This window comes from Arthrobacter globiformis NBRC 12137 (genome assembly GCF_000238915.1).
GTDB classification, from domain to species: Bacteria; Actinomycetota; Actinomycetes; order Actinomycetales; family Micrococcaceae; genus Arthrobacter; species Arthrobacter globiformis.
In genome coordinates this window covers 144,435-161,716 of the sequence record NZ_BAEG01000027.1, presented here as the reverse complement: position 1 = coordinate 161,716, position 17,282 = coordinate 144,435, and the positions used below count along the sequence as shown (strand labels likewise).

Here is a 17,282-nt window from a genome sequence, read left to right as displayed (position 1 = left end):
GCGGGAAGGTACTGCATCTTCAGCACCTTCCCGCGGTGCGAGGGCTGTGCTGGCTACTTGCCCCAGCAGATCTTGGAGGCCTCGGACGTGGTGATGCTCTTGACGCCGTCGGCGGCCTTATCCGTGACGAGCTCGACACCGGTGTTGTAGAAGTCCAGGCCTGGTGAGTTGGCCGGCTTCTTACCGGTCTTGGCCAGCTCAACGATGGCCTTGACGCCCAGTTCGGCCATCTTCACCGGGTACTGCTGGGCGGTGGCGCCGATGACGCCGGCCTTGACGTTGTTGACGCCCGAGCAGCCGCCGTCCACCGAGACCACCAGAACGTCCTTTTCCTTGCCCGCCGACTTCAGGGCTTCGAAGGCGCCTGCCGCGGCCGGCTCGTTGATGGTGTAAACAACGTTGACGTTCGGGTTCTTGGCGAGGAGGGTCTCCATGGCGGTCCGGCCGCCGTCCTCGGCGCCCTGGCTTGCCTGGCTGCCCACGATCTCGTAGTCGCCGCCCTTGCCGCCGGTGTATTTGCCGGTCTTGGCTTCGTCACCGTTCTTCTTCTTGTCCGCGGTGTCGATGCCGAGGCCGGTGAGGAAGCCCTGGTCCCGGTTGTAGTCCACGGAGACGACCTTGTCGTCGAACAGGTCCAGCAGCGCGATGGTGGCCTTCTTTCCGCCGAGCTGGGCGGCGGTCCACTTGCCGATCAGCTCACCCGCGGCGAAGTTGTCGGTGGCGAAGGTGATGTCGGCGGCGTCGGCGGGGTCCGGCGGGGTGTCCAGGGCGATGACGAACAGCCCGGCATCCTTGGCCTTCTTTAGCGCATCGACAACCGAAGGGCCGTTGGGCGTGATGAGGATGCCCTTGTCGCCCTTGGAGATTGCGTTTTCGATCGCCTGGATCTGGGTCTCTTCGTCGCCGTCGGCCTTGCCGGCTGCGAGCTTGAGGTCCACGCCGTCGGTTTCGGCGGCCTTCTTGGCGCCGTCCTGCATGGAAACGAAGAACGGGTTTGAGGTGGTCTTGACGATCAGGGACACGCCGACCTTCTCACCCGATGATGTTCCGGCTGGCGAGGTGGTTGACGAACTCCCGCCGCAAGCGGTGAGGCTGAGCGTGCCGAGGGTCAGGACTGCACCGATGGCAAGCAGGCGGTGAGTAACTGTCCGCGGGGCTTTGGAACTCAACATTGAATCTCCTGTTTTCGTGGCACTTCTGGTGCCTGACAACGATGTCATGCATCATGTAATCAACATCACAAGGTACAGTCAAGAGAAATTCGATGATGAAGGACCAATGAATGACAACGATGTCTAATCGTTACCAGCCTGATACGACAAAGAACCGGCCCACCATGCGCCACGTCGCGGCACTGGCGGGCGTCGGCATCAAGACCGTCTCCCGGGTGATGAACGATGAACCGGGGGTGTCCGAGGAAACCCGCCAGCGCGTGCTCGGCGCCTCCCAGCAGCTCAATTACCAGCTGGACATGGCAGCGGGAAGCCTTCGCCGGGCCGGGCGCCGGACCCTTTCCATCGGACTCCTGCTGCCAAGCGTGTCCAACCCCTTCAGTGGTGAGATTCACCGCGCCCTGGAGGACTCCCTGGCCGCCCGAGGCATTGCGGTCTTCGCAGCCAGCCTTGATGACGACCCCGAAAGGGAGAAGGCCCTGGTTGCCGCCTTCCTGGGCAGGCGCGTGGACGGCCTGGTCCTGACGCCTATCGCGAAAAGCCAGTCCTATGTCATTCCGGAGCACTCACGCGATCTGCCCATGGTTTTCATCGACCGCGAACCCGTGGGCATCGAGGCGGACGCAGTGGTGACGGACAACGCGGTCGGATCAGCCATGGCCGCCAGCCACCTGATTGCACAGGGCCACTCGAAGCTCGCCTATCTCGGTGACCGTACAGATATCCAGACTGCCCGCGAACGCCGGCGCGGCTTCATCGAAGAAGTCGGCAGGGCGGGCATCGCGACCTCCTCGGTTCCGGTGCTTGAAGGCCTTCACGACGAGGATTCGGCGAGGCGGGCCGCCCTTCAGTTGCTGACGTCGGAGGACCCGCCCACGGCCATCTTCTCCAGTCAGAACCTCGTCACGTTCGGGGTTATGCGGGCGCTGAAAGAGCTCGGCGCCAGCAAGCGCGTTGCCCTCGTAGGCTTCGACGACTTCACCCTGGCCGACATGATGGAGCCAGGCGTGACCGTGATTGCCCAGCACCCTGACCGGATCGGAAAACTCGCCGCCGAACGCCTTCTGGCCCGGATCGACGGCGACCACGGCGCGGCGCAGACGTACGTCGTCCCCTCAGAGCTCATTACCCGCGGGTCCGGCGAACTGCCCCCGCCGGAATGAACCAAACCACCGAACCCTCAAAACCCGCCCCGACAGGAGAACCATGACCAAGACGCTCTACGCCGAATTCACCGTCAAGCCCGGCAGCGAAGCCCGGGTTGCCGAAATGATGCGCGAACTCACCGAACAGGTGCGCCGTGAGCCCGGCAACCAGCTGTTCCTGCCGTACACCCGGGAAAGCAACCCCCGGGAGTACTTCGTTTTCGAGGTGTATCGCGACGAGGCAGCCTTCCAGGAACACATCACGGCGGACTACGGTGCCCGGTTCAACGGGGAGCTTGCGGACCACATCGAGGAGGACGGGTCGGTGCTGACCTGGCTGCAGCCGGTCCACTAAACCCGGCGCCGCCTCACCACAAAGACCGCCCGGCCAGGGCGGTGCGTAACGGCCCGGTCCGGCACGAACAAGGCCGGTGTCCGCAGGTTCTGCGGACACCGGCCTCCCGTTTAGCGGCCCTTACTTCCTGTTCTTGGTGGGCACTTGCGCTGCCAGGAACATGGACCGGCTGAGCGGCGTGACGGTCAGTGACTTCAGGCGGGCGGTTCCCCCTTCGGCGAAGAGTGCTACCTGGTTGGCGCCCTGTTCAGGGAAGACCTGGTCCGTAATGGTCCGCAGGCCGTTCTGGGCGAACACCTCCACCGAGGACCGGTCCACGTAGATGCGCAGCGTCACGTTGCCGCTGGCGTCCACGGTCACGGGGGCGGAGTCCACCGAAACGAAGAGCGGGTGGAAGTCAGTGCTGCCGGAGTTGCTTCGGTCGATGTACAGCTCCCCGGCTGCCTTGTCGTAGCCGATGACCGTCGATTTATTGCCGTTCCCCAGCACTGTGATCCCGGCCTTGGACGCTGATCCGGGGGCGAACGTCACGTCGATCCGCTGCACGTCGCCCGAGGCCGCAGACGGCAGCGCGTGGGTGCCGGCGGGAATGTTCCGCGCCCGCTTTTCGGCGTAGCTTTCCCTTGTGCCGAGGCCATCCACCTGCTGGACTGCCTTCTGCGTCAGCCGTGGACCATTGGCCGTCTGCGTGAGTGCCACTTCCCGCGGCAGGGACATGGAGCTGCGCCAGGGCGAGGTTGGAATGTTGTTGGCGTAGTCCCAGTTGTTCATCCAGCCGAGCATGATGCGCTTGCTCTGCGGCATGTTGTTGAAGGACACGGACGCGTAGTAGTCCCGGCCGTAGTCGAGCCAGTCGTAGGTCTGGACCCGCGGCGTGGCCGGCTGCGGGGAGGCGACGAACTCGTCGGCCAGGATGTGGCCCCAGCCGAAGCGGTTGTTGTCCACCACCCGGATGCTGGCCTGCCGCCCCCTGAACTCGGAAACGTTCCACGACGCCCAGTCCAGGACCTCGCTGTTAGCCCCGGTGGCCGACCTGACCACCTTGCCGTCCACCACGAGGTTGACGGTGGTCTCATCGGAACGGGGTACTGCGGCCTGGTCCGTCAGCATGACGTGGTCCAGGGTGAGGTGTCCCCAGCCGCCGGTGGCCTGGTCCACGATCCGCAGCTGTGCCTGCTGCCCGGCGAACTCGGATACGTCCCAGCCCTTCCAATTCAGGGCTCCAGCGTCATCGCCGGCGAGGCTGCGGACCACGTTGCCATTCACCAGCAGCTGCGCTTCCAGCGTCTGCCCGGAGCCGGCCGTGCGGTGTCCGCCGCCCACCAGCATGCTCATGAAGTTCCGGTTTACCGTGAACGACGGCGACGTCAGGCTTCCCTGCCTGTCGTCGCCGGGCGCGCCTGCCGTATCGAACGTGTTGATCCGCTTGGCGCCGATATAGAAGTCGCCGCCGGAGGTCGCCGGCTGGAACACCGGGGCCAGATCCCCGGTTCCTGTCCACCCGGCGTCGGCCAGCGTGGAGCCGTCCGGTACCTCAAAGCCGTTGAACAACAGGTCCCCGGGTGGCGGGGTGTTGTCCAGCTTGTCCGAGACCCGCGGGTGCTGTCCGCCGCCCACCAGGAAGTTGAGGTAATCGCTGTCCACGGTGAACTGCGGCGAGGTCATCGATCCCAGCGGCCAGTCGCCGTCGTTGAATGAATTGATCAGGCCGGCGCCGGCAAAGCCGGTGACGGCGTTCTGCCCGGCAATCGTGCCGGAGGCGGGTGCCCCGGCGAATGGCCCGTCCTTCCAGTTGCCGGGTTCGTTGTTCACCGTCCAGCCGTTGTACGTGCCGTCGTTGAAGCCTGCCAGGGGAGTGCCCGCGGGCAGCGCGTCACTGGCCTTCGTTGTCTCCGAGGTGAATGTGGTGCCGTCGAAATTGCCCACGAAATACTGCCCTGCCGAGCCGCCGGCCACGCCTCCCGGGTTGATGTTGACCACCATCACCCACTTGACGTTCGCGGGGTCGCCGTCGACGGCAAGCGGAAACAGGTCGGGGCATTCCCAGAGCCCGCCCGTGGCATTCGCCGGGCCGAACTCGCTGAGCTGCGTCCAGTCCTTGAGGTTGCCGGACTTGTACAGCACCACCTTGTGCTCGGTGGCCTCGACGGCAGTCATCACCCAGTAGCCGCCTCCGCCGGGGGAGTCGTACCAAAACACCTTTGGGTCCCGGAAGTTCGCCGAGTTGCGGTTCAGCACCGGGTTGCCGCTGTACTTGGTCCAGGTCTTGCCCTCATCCAGGCTGTAGGCAAGGGATTGTGCCTGTAGCCCTTTGTACGGTGAGGCGTCCTTGTAAGCGCTGGTGAAGATCGCCACCAGAGGAGGGTTCTCGGCCGTGCCCAGGCCGGAGCTGTTGTTCTTGTCCACCACCACGCTGCCGGAGAAGATGTCCTGCTGGTCGTCCGTGGCGATGGCCAGGGGCTGTTCCTTCCAGTGCACCAGATCTGTTGACGTGGCGTGTCCCCAGGACATGTTGCCCCACTGGTTGCCGGACGGATTGTGCTGGTAGTAGAGGTGGTAGACGCCCTTGTAGAACACCATCCCGTTGGGATCGTTCATCCAGTTCTGCTGTGGCGTGTAGTGATATGCCGGCCGAAACTGCTCGTCGCCGGCAGTGTTCGCCGCCGTTGCCGCCGCCGTTGCCGTCGCTGCTCCGGCGAGTACCGTGGCCAGGCTGAGACCGGCCACGGTCAATGCGGTACATAGCTGTAGTCTGCCAAATTTTCTCTGGTGCATTGTGCTGGTGTCGCCCTTCATCGCGCGTGCCTTTCCCCTCCCGGAGGTGGGTAGACAACGTTGTCAATGACTGGAACGCTAGGTGATGTCCACAAGACAAGTCAACGGATTCGACGGCGGCAAATCGGCTGGCTGTTCGTCGTCCTGGGGCCTGGCCCGGAGGCCCCTGTCGTTGCCGCCAGGCCAGCGGCTGTCAGCCCCCGGTGGAATCGCCTGGCGGTATCGCCGCCGTCTCCAGGGGAGAAAGCAGGGGCAGACACCGTTGTCACGTGCCCGTCGTCGAAGTTCGCCGGGGGCGCCGTTGCTAGGGTGGAATCATGAAACGCAGCCTGCTCGCCATGTCCATGCTTCCTGTCGTCGTTCTGCTGGCGGGCTGCGCCCAGGCCGAGGAAGCAGCCCAGAATGCGGCTAGCTCGGCAGTGTCCCAGGTGGCCAACGCGGCGGCCGAACAGGTGAAGGGGCAGATCTGCACCGTGATCGAGGACGGCCTGGTGAGCGCCTCGGACAAGGCTGCGCTCGCGGGCCTTGTCGCCGGCGCCGAAACAGCCGGCGTGCCCGCCGAAATCACCGGGCCCCTGAAGGAGATCGCCCAAGCGGGCGACAAGGTTCCCAGCGATTCTGTCCGCGAGCTTCAGAAGGCCTGCGCCGCCGCCTGAACCGTGGAGTCAGCGCAGCCTGCAATAATCGGAACCAGCAGTTGCGGGGGTGCTGAAAACGGCCGGCCGCAACGGGCAGCAGCGTTAGTTTCGGGCCCATCACAGCAGACGAGGCGGACATATGAAGGCTCCCAGCCAGCAGCACGCGACTTCCCCAGGGGCATCTTTCCCGGCAACCTCTTCCCCTGAGCCTTCTTCACCTGAAAGGTCTTCTGAAGCGCCGGCGGACAACGGAGCCCCGGTAGCCGGCACCGCAGTCAATCCCGAGCTGCTGCGCTGGCTGGCGGAGGCGTACGGCGTCGGAACCTCCTACCAGGGGTGGGACGGGCAGCCGCATGACGTTGCGGCTGAAACCCTGATCAGTGTCCTGGCCGCGCTGGGCGTGCACGCCCATACCGATCAGCTCATCGAACACGAACTGGCCGAGGCGGAACTGGCGCCCTGGCGCCGCATGCTGCCGCCCGCCGTCGTGATTCAGGAGGGCACGCCGGGGCAGGTGAGCGTCCATGTCCCGCACGGTTCCAGCGTCCGCATGTGGGCCATCACCGAGGACGGACGCGAGCTGGAGGCCGTCCAGGAGGATGTCTGGGTGGAACCCCGCGAAGTGGACGGCATTCTGACCGGCCGCGCCACCTTCGCCGTGCCACAAAATACGGGCCTTGGATGGCACACCCTGCGTGCCAAGGCGGCCGGGGTGGTTGCCGAAGCCACGCTGGTGGTGACCCCCGCCCGGCTGTCCACGGCAGCCGACCTTGAGCAGCGCCGGGGCTGGGGACTGGCCACGCAGCTGTACTCCGTCCGCTCCAAGCGGTCCTGGGGTGTGGGGGATTTTTCCGACCTCGCCGAGCTGGCGGCGGTTGCCGGCGCACGCGGGGCAGACTACGTGCTGGTGAATCCCCTGCACGCGGCCGATCCCGTGCCGCCCCTGGAGCCGTCGCCGTATTCACCGTCGACCCGCCGCTTCTTCAACCCCCTGTACCTGCGGATCGAGGCCATTGCCGAACTTGCGTACCTGAAACCCAAGAAGCAGTCGCTGGTCCACAACCTCATGAAGCGGGCGCGGAAGCTGAACAACGATGCGACGCGGCTTGACCGGGACAAGGTCTATTCCGCAAAGCTGGCAGCGCTGGAGCTGATCTTTGACGTCCGCCGTTCGCCGTCGCGGCAACTCGCCTTTGAGGACTACTGCCGCCGGGCCGGCGCCGGCCTGGATGACTTTGCCCTCTGGTGCGCCATCCGTGAGGACCTCGATGCCGACGACCCGTTTTGGGCGGACCCGACGGCAGCGCTGGGCTCGCCACTGGCGGAGAAGCTGCGGGGTGAGCTGGCGGAAAGGATCGAGTTCCACCGCTGGCTGCAGTGGCTCTGTGACGAGCAGCTTGAATCCGCCCAGCAGGCCGCCCGCAACGCCGGCATGCGCCTGGGCGTGGTGAACGACCTTGCCGTCGGCGTGGACCTTCAGAGCTCGGATGCCTGGACGCTGCACGGCGTCCTGGCGCCCGGCGTCAGCGTTGGCGCTCCGCCGGACATGTACAACCAGCTGGGGCAGGACTGGCACCAGCCGCCATGGCACCCCACCCGCCTCGCCGAAGCCGGGTACAAGCCGTTCCGGGAGATGCTCGCGACCGTGCTGCGGCATTCGGGCGGCATCCGGGTGGACCACATCCTCGGCTTCTTCCGGCTGTGGTGGGTGCCGGAAGGGAACTCGCCGGTGGACGGCGCCTACGTCCGGTTCGACCACGACGCCATGATCGGTATCCTCGCCCTGGAGGCCCACCGTGCCGGCGCAGTGGTGATCGGCGAGGACCTGGGCACCTTCGAGCCGTGGGTCCGGGATTACCTGGCCGCGCGGGGCATCCTGGGCACCTCGATCCTGTGGTTTGAGAACGACGGCGACGCTCCGCTGCCGCCCGAACAGTACCGGCTGCAGGCCCTCTCCAGCGTGAACACGCACGACCTGCCGCCCACGGCCGGGTACCTCGCCGGTGACCACGTGACGCTCCGGAACGCGCTGGGGCTGCTGGAGCGTTCCGCGGAGGAGGAGCGCCTGGAGCACAACGCCAAGCTGGAGAAAATGATGGACCTGCTCCGGCAGCGGGGCCTCCTTTCGTCCAGCGACGCCGGCTCCGAACAGGAACGCATCGAGGCGCTGCACCGGCTGCTCGCGCAGACCCCGTCAGTCCTACTCGGGGTGGCCCTCGTCGACGCTGTCGGAGAACGCAGGGTGCAGAACCAGCCCGGCACCACCTCCGCCCAGTACCCCAACTGGCAGGTGCCACTGGCCAACCCCGACGGGGACCCGGTCCTGATCGACACCCTCGCGGACGATGACCGGTTCAACTCCCTGCTCGCGGCGGTCGAGGAGGCTATGCGGTCCTGACGCCCCGGGGCGCCAAACCGGCCGCCACGGCCGGCGGGCTTGGCGCCCGGGCGTGCCTAGCCGGCCGTGATCACGTGCGTGGTGTGGCCGTACCGGAAGGTGACCGGGCCGCCGTCGTGATTCAGCACGATATTGGAACCGTTCGGAGCGCCATCCTGGCCGTAGTTCTCGTCCCAGGAGCCATTGATGGCGGCCTTGAATTCGTACTGCCCCGCCGGAAGGTCGGCCGTGAGTTTCCACAGCCGGTCAGCCGGATCAAAAGCCATGAACGCCGCCGCGCACGCCGGCTGCCAGTCGTCAGGGCAGCCCATCTCGCTGTTCAGGCTTCCCGCCACAGTGACCGAGTCGGGCTGCGGTGCGGCGCCCACCACCACGGTCCGGACATTGCTCACCACGGTTGACCCTTCGAGGCGTGCCCGGTAGCGAATCTTGGTCCCGTCGGCGAGGTTCCGGGCGGCCAGGTCGTCTGCCACCGTGTAGGCCGGCGACGAGTCATCTTCGGTGCCGATGGCTGTCCACGGTCCGTCCGCGATGCTGCGCTCAAAGCGCACCACGTGGCTGGCCTTCTCCGGGTCCGCCGTGGCAACCACTTCCACGTTCGCCTGGACGGTGCTGCCCTCGGCCGGCTGCTGGATGGTCAGCACCGGGTCCGGCACCACGGCGGACCGGGAAGCGCTGACAGACGTGCGGCCGGCGTTGTTCAGGACGACTGCCCGGTATTCCACCTCAGTGCCGGGATTCAGTCCCGAGACATCGTGGAAGACGCGGTAGGGGGCGGTGTCATCTGTGCCAACGCGCTCCCACGTGCCGCCCGGCGTCCTGGCCTCAAAGGTGACCTCATAGAACGAGTTGCCGCCGACGTCGGCCGTCACCTGGAGGCGGCCGTTGTCCCCGGCGGACGTGGCGGTAGCCGCGCCGGAAACGGGAGGCTGCAGCGCGACGGCGGGTGCCGTCTTCTCCCGGGGGATCCGGCCGGAGGACTGGTAGACGACGGCGGACAGCGGCGGCACCGTGACGGTCAGTGTGCCATCGGCTGAGGTCTTGGAGTTTTGGACGGCGTCGCCGTAGAGAAGGCTGTAATTGCGCTTGGGGATGTAGGTGGGAACAGCGGCGGTCTGCGGTTCCTCAGTGTTGTTCAGCGCTACCACGTACTCGCGCTGGTCCTTGGCATCGGTGCGGGAAAACGCATAGATGCCGGGCCCGTCCGAGGCGTAGCGGTGCTGGTGGGCGCCGTCGCGCAGGGCGGGGTGCTCCTTGGTCAGCTGCGCGAGTTCGCGGATCTTGGCGTAGAGGGGATGCCCGGTGTTGAAGTTGTCGGTGGCATGGGTGGCGTCCGTGCCGAGCAGGTCATCGTCGAGGTAGTCGGACACCTTGCTGGCGAACAGCGTCTGGCGGGCGTCCTGGTCCCCGCCGTTCCCGGTGAAGCCCTGCTCGTCGCCGTAGTAAACCACCGGGTTTCCGCGGGAAAAGTACATGAGCTCGTGGGCGAGTTCGTCCCGGGCCACGCGTTCGGCGTCGTCCGCGCCCGGGTTGTCGGTGCCGATGAAGCTGCCGATCCGGCCCATGTCGTGGTTTCCCAGGAAGGTGGGCAGCTGGTAGACGTTGGAATCCGCGTCGGTGTACCAGTCGTCCGCCACGAAGAAGGTCTCAAGCTGCTTCGCGTCCTCGCTTTTCGAGGCGAAGTTGCGTGCCGCATCCTGGAACGGGAAGTCGAGGACCGCCTGCATCCTGTTCCGGGTGGTGAACTGGCTCGTGTTGCTCTTGGACGTGTCGAAGACCTCGCCGAACATGAAGAACTCGTCCTTGCCGTGCTCCCTGGCGTAGGCCAGGACGTCGGGCCCGAACTGTTGCCAGAATTCATCGTTGACGTGCTTCATCGTGTCGATGCGGAACCCGTCCACGCCGAAATCCCGGATCCACGCCTCGTAGATGTCCGTCATGCCGGCCACGACCGTCGGGTGTTCGGTGAACAGGTCGTCCAGGCCGAAGAAGTCTCCGTAGAGGGAGTTTTCGCCGGCGAAGGTGGTGTCGCCGCGGTTGTGGTACAGCGTGGGGTCATTGAGCCAGGCCGGAACCTTGAGGTTCTGTTCCGCCGCATCAAGCACCGGTGTGTACGGGAAGGAGGTCCCGGCGTCGAGCTTTGGGAAGTCCGCTCGGCCGGCGAAGTCCCGGTCATCGAAGGCAGCGCCTGAGGCGGTGCGGTACGGCTCCTTGTCCTTGGAGACGTAGCCGGTGCGGGCGCCCTCCTTGTAGCCGATTACGTCCGCGGTGTGGTTGGTGATGATGTCGAAGTACACCTTCATGCCGCGCGCGTGCGCCTCGTCGATCAGCGCCTTCAGCTCGGCGTTGGTGCCCAGGTGCGGATCGATCTGGGTGAAGTCCGTGACCCAGTAGCCGTGGTAGCCGGCGGAATTGTCCTCGGTCTGGACCGCCTTGTTCTTGAAGCTCGGTGTCAGCCAGATCGCCGTGGTTCCGAGCCCCTGGATGTAGTCGATCTTGTCCAGCAGGCCGTTGAGGTCCCCTCCGTTGTAAAAGCCCTTGCGGGTGGGGTCGAAGCCGGACACCATCGGATCCGGTCCCAGGCCGCCCTGGTCGTTGCCGGTATCGCCGTTGCTGAACCTGTCCGCCATGACAAAGTAGAAGTTCTCGTCGGCGACAGGGGTGCGGAGGGAATGGGCGCCTTTATCCGCGTCCGACGGCGGTCCCGGGGTATTGCTGGTGACGGCGGCCTGGGTCTGTGCCTGGGTGGGAAGGGCTGCCTGGGTGGGCAGGGCTGCCGGGGTGGGAAGGGCTGCCTGGGCGGGCAGTGCTGATGCAGCCAGCAGAACGAGCGCGCCGGCCGCTGCCAGAGTTGCGCGGGCGGGCTTGGTGCGATCGCCGGTGCGGCGCGGGGAATTCAGGCGAGGGACGGTGAACATGTTGGACCTTCCGCAAAGCAACGTTGCTTGTCCGGGTGGGGAAGCCCGGAATCCGTTAGGGTGCCGACTCATCCAAGGCAAGCCCGATAACCAATACCAGCTCCTGTGATGGAGCAGTATTGGCGATGACTAATCCTGTATTGGCTTTGTCGATTGCGGTTTAGCTTGCCACAATCAAGGCCGTGGGGGAACCCGCAACGAGGCGCTGAAGTGGGCCTTCCGGAAGTCCGGTCCGGAGGTCCAAGCGGAACGTCGTAATGTCGTGGGACCGCTCATGGGCCACGTGAAGCCACCCGCCGCGGACCAGGTGATGACGGGGCCAGTCGCCGCCGCTGGCAAAGTCGCCGAGCGGGCTAAGCAGACTGCCCTCAGCTGACGGCGTCACTTCCAGCACGCCGACGCGGTTGGATCCGCGCACGCCTACGTAGGCGAACCGCCCGTCTGCCGACAAGGCGATTTCGGCCGCGGAGTCACCGTCCTTGGCGCCGTCGGACGTCGCGGGACCCTGCCCGGTCAGCTCGAACTTCCCCGATGCCGAGGCGGCCCGGGCTGCGAAAACCTCGATGGAGTACTCGGAGACCACAAACACCGTTCCATCGGAGTGCTGCACCAGGTGGCGGGGCCCGCTGTTCTTCGGAAGCACCACCTCATGGTCCAGCACCAGGCCCGTCCCGGGGACGTGGTTCCACACCCGGAGGAGATCGTGGCCGAGGTCGGTGGTCATGATCCGGCCGTCAGCGAGTACCAGGCTTGCGTGCGCCCGGCTGGGGCGGTCGTCCCGGTGCGGATCGCTGGAAGGCGCCGCCGGAAGGCGGCGGGTGATCCCGCCGTCGTCCGTCAGTTCGTACAACAGCACCTGGCCGTCACCCCAGCAGGCAACAATCAGGAATTTGCCCTGCGGATCGACGGTGACGTGGCAGGCAGCTTCGCCGGCCACCCAGGGTTCGCCGACGGCTTCGAGGCCGAACTCTCCGCGTCGCCGGTACGCCTGGACGGTTTTGGCGTTCTCGCCAACGGCGTAAACCACCGGCAGTTGCCGGTGCGCGGCAACGAACGACGGCGAGTCCGCCTTTGCGGCCGTGCCGCGCCAGGTGAGCGTCCCATCAGCGCTGGCCGAGACGGCCCCGATTCCGGCACCGTGGCCGCCGCTGTCCGCAGTGTAGGAGCCGGTCCAGATGAGCGTGTGGGTTTCGCTGTGGGTCATCGTTATATCCTGCCAATAATTGCCGGATTCGGCGTCGGATAACATTGATTTTTGCAGAGCCGATTTGGCTGCGGGGCACGTTCTGAAGTGCCTGCGCAGCGTCAATGATGTGCCGATTCGGTACTACCGGGAGGTGAGAGCCATTCACGCAATGCCAGCTTGGGTTCTTCCTGCTCGCCGCCCTTCGGAGCGCCAAGGTTAGACGGCCGTATGCACGGAGCGCCCATCATTCAGCCGAAGGACGCCTCCATGCATGTTCAATCGCCGCTTTCCCGTTTCACCGTCATCAGCAGACTGCGCGCCGCCGGCTGTGTCTTTGCCGAGGACGAAGCGGACCTCCTCCTTTGTGCCGGCCTGGCCCCCAACGAGCTGATCAACGCCGTGCAGCGGCGAGTTGACGGGTTTCCGCTGGAGCATATTCTCGGCTGGGCCGAGTTTTGCGGTTTGCGGATCAGGGTGGCGCCGGGCGTTTTTGTGCCGCGCCGCCGGACGGAACTGCTGGTCCGTGAGGCTGCTGCACTGCTTGGCGCCTTGGAGGCGGCGTCCGCGGAGGGATCGCCATCGACCCCGCCAGTCGTCATTGACCTGTGTTGCGGCTCCGGAGCAGTAGGTGCCGCGTTGGCGGCACTCGTGCCCGGCATTGAGGTGCACGCTTCCGACGTCGACCCAGCTGCCGTGCGTTGCGCCGGCCTCAACGTCGTGCCGGTGGGCGGAGTGGTCCACGAGGGTGACCTCTACTCTGCGCTGCCTGCCCGGCTCCGGGGCAATGTTGAGATCCTGGCGGTAAATGCGCCGTATGTACCCACGGCTTCCATCCGCAGCATGCCCCACGAGGCCCGAGTTCACGAGCCACGGGTGTCGCTCGACGGAGGGCCCGACGGCCTGGACATCCAGCGTCGGGTGATCGCGGAAGCGGGTGCCTGGCTCAGGCAAGGCGGGCACCTTCTCATTGAAACGAGCCGGCTGCAGGCTCCAAGTACAGCTGCGGCCATGGTCAGTGCGGGCTTGCGCCCTCGGATCGCCGCGTCAGCCGAACTGGACGGGACAGTGGCGATCGGGCAGCGGCTGTAGCCCGCTTGGGGTGCAGGGCTCGCCCCACTTGCCGCGCAGTCGCGCTCTTCCCGCCAACGCTGGCGTTCACCGCGGGTCCCGCGGCCCCGGCGCCCGTCTTTCGGGCGGGCTTATGTTTTGTGGTGGTGGTTTTGCCGGGGTTGTTGGCGGGGGTCGATGTGGGGCGGTGGGATAAACCACGGGACCCCGTTTTTGACGCGGATTTTCCACTGTTCCTTGTGAATTAAGTGGTGGTGGTGGGTGCAGAGGAGGACGCCGTTGTCGGTGCTGGTGGGTCCGCGGCGGGACCAGTAGGTGATGTGGTGGGCTTCGCACCAGGATGCGGGGATGGTGCAGTTGGGGAAGGCGCAGCCTTGGTCTCGGGCATTGAGGGCTTTGCGGATGTGGGGCGGGAAGATCCGGGTGGTGCGGCCGATGTCGAGGATGCGTCCTTGGCTGCCGAGGAGGACGGGGATGATGTCGGCGTCGCAGGCGATTTTGCGGATGGTGGAGGCGGTGACGGGGCCGGTGTAGTTGAACGTTCCGCTGCCGGTGGGTGCGCCGCTCGGTCCGCCGGGGCGGGGTGTGGGGAAGGGGTCGGTGCCGGACCAGTTGATGCCGGGGAGCGTGGTGACGGGCTGTTTGCCTGTCAGGGTGTCGGGTTCGCTGGTCTGCCAGTTGGTCGGGTCGGTGCCTGGCTCGGGCTGGGATTCGCTGGTTTGCCAGATGTCCGGGCCTGTTGGCGGATTGATGGTGGCCTGCCAGGGGGTGGGTGTTGGCCGGGGGCTGTCTGTTCGCCGGGTGCCGGGGCCGTTTGTGTTCGGGGCGTAGCGGGGGCCGCGGTTGGCGGTGGTTTGGATGCTGTTGAGGAGGTCCCGGTAGCCGATGGTGACCATGACTTGGGGGCGGAGTCCTCCGGTGGTGGGCAGGGTGCCGGCGGCGAGGGCTGCCTTGGACGCGCCGACGAGGCCGTCGAGGCGTTGCTGGGCGAGGGTGCGGCGGTCCAGGTCCGGTTCCGGGGTGGGGGCGTTGAAGGCCTCGTCGGGGTCGGCAGCGGCGGCGCTGATACCGGCGGCGCTGCCGCTGCCGCCGTCACCGCTGCCGCCGTCACCGCTGCCGGCGCTGCTGGTACAGCCGTCAGCGCTGCCGCCGACACGGATACCGCCATCCACGCTGGTGCCGTTGTCGGTATTCCGGCAGGTGGTGGTGTTGGGGGTGGTGGTGCGGGGGTTGGTGGCGGTGTTCATGACGGTGGTGAGGACTTCGTATTGGTCGGTGGTGGCGCGGATTTCGAGGTGGTGGAGGCCGCCGCGTTTGTGGTGGAGGAAGACGCCTTGGCGGTGGCGGAGGTTTTCTTCGGAGGGTTCGGTGCCGTCCTGGTCGAGGGCGTCGATCCAGCGGTGGGCGATGCGGGTGAGGAAGTCGTGGTCGTTTTCGATCGCGGTTTGGGTGAGGTTGTGTTCCATTTCGGTGATCAGAGCGGGGTCGGGGATGTGGCGAACTTTGTCCAGGGCGGTGGTGATGGTGGTTCCGGCGCGGGAGGAGATGATTCCGGTGGTGAGGGCTGCTGCGGTTTCTTCGCGTTCGGGTGGCATGGGCCGGCCGGCGAGTCCGGCGCGGGGGAGGGTGGCGTTGGCGAGGGCGAGGCGGCGGCGTGCTTCGGGGGTGCTGATCCGGAGCCGGGTGCGGAGGAACTCGGCGGTGTTTCGGGCTCCGTCATCGGCCGGGGACCAGGCCACCGCAGAGGCAGAGGCCGCCGGGGTTGGAGCGGGGGCGGCGGCAGCGGCTAAGGAGGAGCCAGAGGCTCCAGCCGTGGTGGCGGCCGGCTCGGAGGGCTGAGCGCCAGGATCCGGGACAGGCCCGGGGTCGGTGCACCAGCCTGTGGTCCAGCCTGTGGTCCAGCCGGCGGCGCGGCTGGCGGTCGCGGCGGCGTTGATCGCCTCGGTCCGTGTCCGGTCCACCGCCGCGGCGGCGAGTACTTGCAGGTGTTCGACGCGGCGGGAGAGCTTCTCGGTCAGTTCCGCGAAATCGGCCGCCTGAAGGAAGTTGGCCGCGGCGAGCTCCTCCGGCGCCGAGCCGGTGGCGGACTCCAGCAGCGCCAGGGCCGCGTTCAGATCAGTCGTTGCCAGCGCCAGTTCAGCGGTCAACAGGGCAGCTGACTCCGGGCCGTCCGTGCCGAGCTGTGGAGTGGCAGGGCCAGAGCCAGCTGCAAAGCCGGCGGCAGCACCGCCGTCGGACACGTCCTTGGCCGGTGCGTCAGAAAGGGGAGCTGCCGGGACGCTGCGCAGCCGGCGGCCAGGCAGCAGGGCCGCGGAACCCAGGCCCGAGACGTCAGTCCCGGCTGCCATCTCCGCTCGATCCTCCCCAAAGGCTTCCATGGGAAAACTATCTCAAGGGGGTCTGACATTTTTGGATGTGACCGAAAGCACTGCCTGCCTCCAGGCCGGCTGCGGCACCGCCGTCGGACGAAGATGTGTCCGCAACGGCGGTGCCTGATCCGGCAGAAGCCGGACGTCCGGAAGCGGGGATGCCATGCAGCAGGGCAGAATGCAGGCCGGGCAATGTTGCCCGGCCTGACATCCTGTCCGCAGTTTCCCCGGTGGCTTCCATAGGAAAACATTGTCAGAGGGGTCTGACATTTTATTTCTTGCCCACACCACCCAGGGTGCAGGCTCAAGCAGCCAACCCGCTACTGCTTGTCTGGATTTACATTCGTGGCGGCGCCGGCGGGAGTGGCTCCGCCCTCGTCCGACCAGTCCTGGCCCGTGCTGTCGTTGCGTGCCGGATCGGACTCCACATCGGAGGTTCCGAGGTTGACCGTCTCCGGATGCGTGCTGTGGGCGGGCACGTGCCCGCTGTCTGCCGAGGTACCGGCTGCAGATGCAGTGCCGGCGGAAGCGGTGCCAGCATCACCCGGTTTCGGCGTGTCGTGGTGCATGGCCGAGCTGAGTACGGTTCCTGCCCGGCGCGCGGCTTCCGCCAACTGGTCACCGACCTCAGGGGCCTTTTCCTTGACGGCTTCCGTTGCTGCCGTGACCTTGTCCTGGACCGGCTTACTGTCCCAGATGCCTGCGGCCCGTGCTTTGAGCTTGTCGTAAGCTGCCCGGCCGGACCTGGATCCGAGCACGTAGCCTGCAGCGATTCCGGCGCCGAAGAGAAGTTTGGATTTCATGATGATCTCCTGCTCTTGAGGGGGATCTGTACGAATTGATTCGGCCCGTTGGGCCGGGTAGGAGACCGGCTCCGGGAAGTTTCCCCGGAGCCGGTTCCGGCACTGTTCGGCCTAGTGGGCCGAGCGCTTGGTAATCATGCCGTAGACCAGCAGGACGATAAGTGCCCCACCGATCGCCAGCAGCCATGTGGACAGCGAGAAGAACTCGTTGATACCCACGTTGAAGAGCGCGCTGCCGATAAAGCCGCCGAGGATTGCGCCGACGACACCCAGCAAAAGCGTGATGAAAATGCCGCCGCCCTGTCGGCCGGGGAGGATGGCCTTAGCGATGGCTCCAGCGATGAGACCCAGAATCAGAAATGCAAAAAACCCATTTTTTATCGTTCCTTCTTCAGCTAAAGGAGTTACCCGGATTGCCGGGTACGCTTCGTCCTTCTCCCTAATACTAAACATGC

General features: G+C 66.1%; 12 protein-coding genes. 5 read left to right on the top strand and 7 right to left on the bottom strand.

Going from position 1 to position 17,282, the window contains the following annotated elements:
- Window positions 1-53: 53 nt before the first annotated feature.
- Window positions 54-1,172: a substrate-binding domain-containing protein gene (locus ARGLB_RS04465; RefSeq protein ID WP_003799358.1), complete on the bottom strand. Its 1,119-nt coding sequence runs from the start codon at window positions 1,170-1,172 to the stop codon at window positions 54-56.
- A gap of 164 nt (window positions 1,173-1,336) precedes the next feature.
- Between ARGLB_RS04465 and ARGLB_RS04460 the strand changes: the two genes are divergently transcribed.
- Both ARGLB_RS04460 and ARGLB_RS04455 read left to right on the top strand, forming a co-directional pair.
- Complete coding sequence (locus ARGLB_RS04460) at window positions 1,337-2,335, top strand: LacI family DNA-binding transcriptional regulator (protein ID WP_003799357.1); 999 nt, start codon at window positions 1,337-1,339, stop codon at window positions 2,333-2,335.
- Window positions 2,336-2,378: 43 nt separating this feature from the next.
- Complete coding sequence (locus ARGLB_RS04455; protein ID WP_003799355.1) at window positions 2,379-2,672, top strand: putative quinol monooxygenase; 294 nt, start codon at window positions 2,379-2,381, stop codon at window positions 2,670-2,672.
- 120 nt (window positions 2,673-2,792) lie between these two features.
- Here ARGLB_RS04455 and ARGLB_RS04450 read toward each other — a convergent pair whose 3' ends face one another.
- Window positions 2,793-5,468: a GH32 C-terminal domain-containing protein gene (locus ARGLB_RS04450; protein ID WP_050934273.1), complete on the bottom strand. Its 2,676-nt coding sequence runs from the start codon at window positions 5,466-5,468 to the stop codon at window positions 2,793-2,795.
- Window positions 5,469-5,764: 296 nt separating this feature from the next.
- Here ARGLB_RS04450 and ARGLB_RS04445 point away from each other — a divergent pair, with 296 nt between their 5' ends.
- Both ARGLB_RS04445 and malQ read left to right on the top strand, forming a co-directional pair.
- Window positions 5,765-6,103 (top strand): hypothetical protein, encoded by a 339-nt coding sequence (locus tag ARGLB_RS04445; protein ID WP_003799352.1) that lies wholly within the window; start codon window positions 5,765-5,767, stop codon window positions 6,101-6,103.
- Between the two features lie 121 nt (window positions 6,104-6,224).
- Window positions 6,225-8,483, top strand: coding sequence for a 4-alpha-glucanotransferase (gene malQ / locus ARGLB_RS04440; protein WP_003799348.1), 2,259 nt, complete (start codon window positions 6,225-6,227; stop codon window positions 8,481-8,483).
- 56 nt (window positions 8,484-8,539) lie between these two features.
- Here the strand turns inward: malQ and ARGLB_RS04435 are convergent, their stop codons facing one another.
- A complete protein-coding gene (locus ARGLB_RS04435) occupies window positions 8,540-11,401 on the bottom strand; it encodes an alpha-amylase family glycosyl hydrolase (protein WP_003799347.1) in 2,862 nt (953 codons plus the stop codon).
- Between the two features lie 160 nt (window positions 11,402-11,561).
- Window positions 11,562-12,605 carry a lactonase family protein gene (locus ARGLB_RS04430; RefSeq protein WP_003799345.1) on the bottom strand — a complete coding sequence of 348 codons (1,044 nt, stop codon included), beginning with the start codon at window positions 12,603-12,605 and terminating at the stop codon, window positions 11,562-11,564.
- 249 nt (window positions 12,606-12,854) lie between these two features.
- Between ARGLB_RS04430 and ARGLB_RS04425 the strand changes: the two genes are divergently transcribed.
- Window positions 12,855-13,676 (top strand): putative protein N(5)-glutamine methyltransferase, encoded by an 822-nt coding sequence (locus tag ARGLB_RS04425; protein WP_003799343.1) that lies wholly within the window; start codon window positions 12,855-12,857, stop codon window positions 13,674-13,676.
- Window positions 13,677-13,786: 110 nt separating this feature from the next.
- Here ARGLB_RS04425 and ARGLB_RS04420 read toward each other — a convergent pair whose 3' ends face one another.
- The 3 genes from ARGLB_RS04420 to ARGLB_RS04410 form a co-directional block, all read right to left on the bottom strand.
- Complete coding sequence (locus ARGLB_RS04420; protein WP_003799342.1) at window positions 13,787-16,003, bottom strand: HNH endonuclease signature motif containing protein; 2,217 nt, start codon at window positions 16,001-16,003, stop codon at window positions 13,787-13,789.
- A 341-nt stretch (window positions 16,004-16,344) separates the two neighbouring features.
- A complete protein-coding gene (locus tag ARGLB_RS04415) occupies window positions 16,345-16,827 on the bottom strand; it encodes a hypothetical protein (RefSeq protein WP_003799339.1) in 483 nt (160 codons plus the stop codon).
- A gap of 111 nt (window positions 16,828-16,938) precedes the next feature.
- Entirely contained in the window at window positions 16,939-17,208 is a 270-nt protein-coding gene (locus ARGLB_RS04410; protein WP_043417940.1) for a GlsB/YeaQ/YmgE family stress response membrane protein, read from the bottom strand.
- Window positions 17,209-17,282 lie beyond the last annotated feature (74 nt).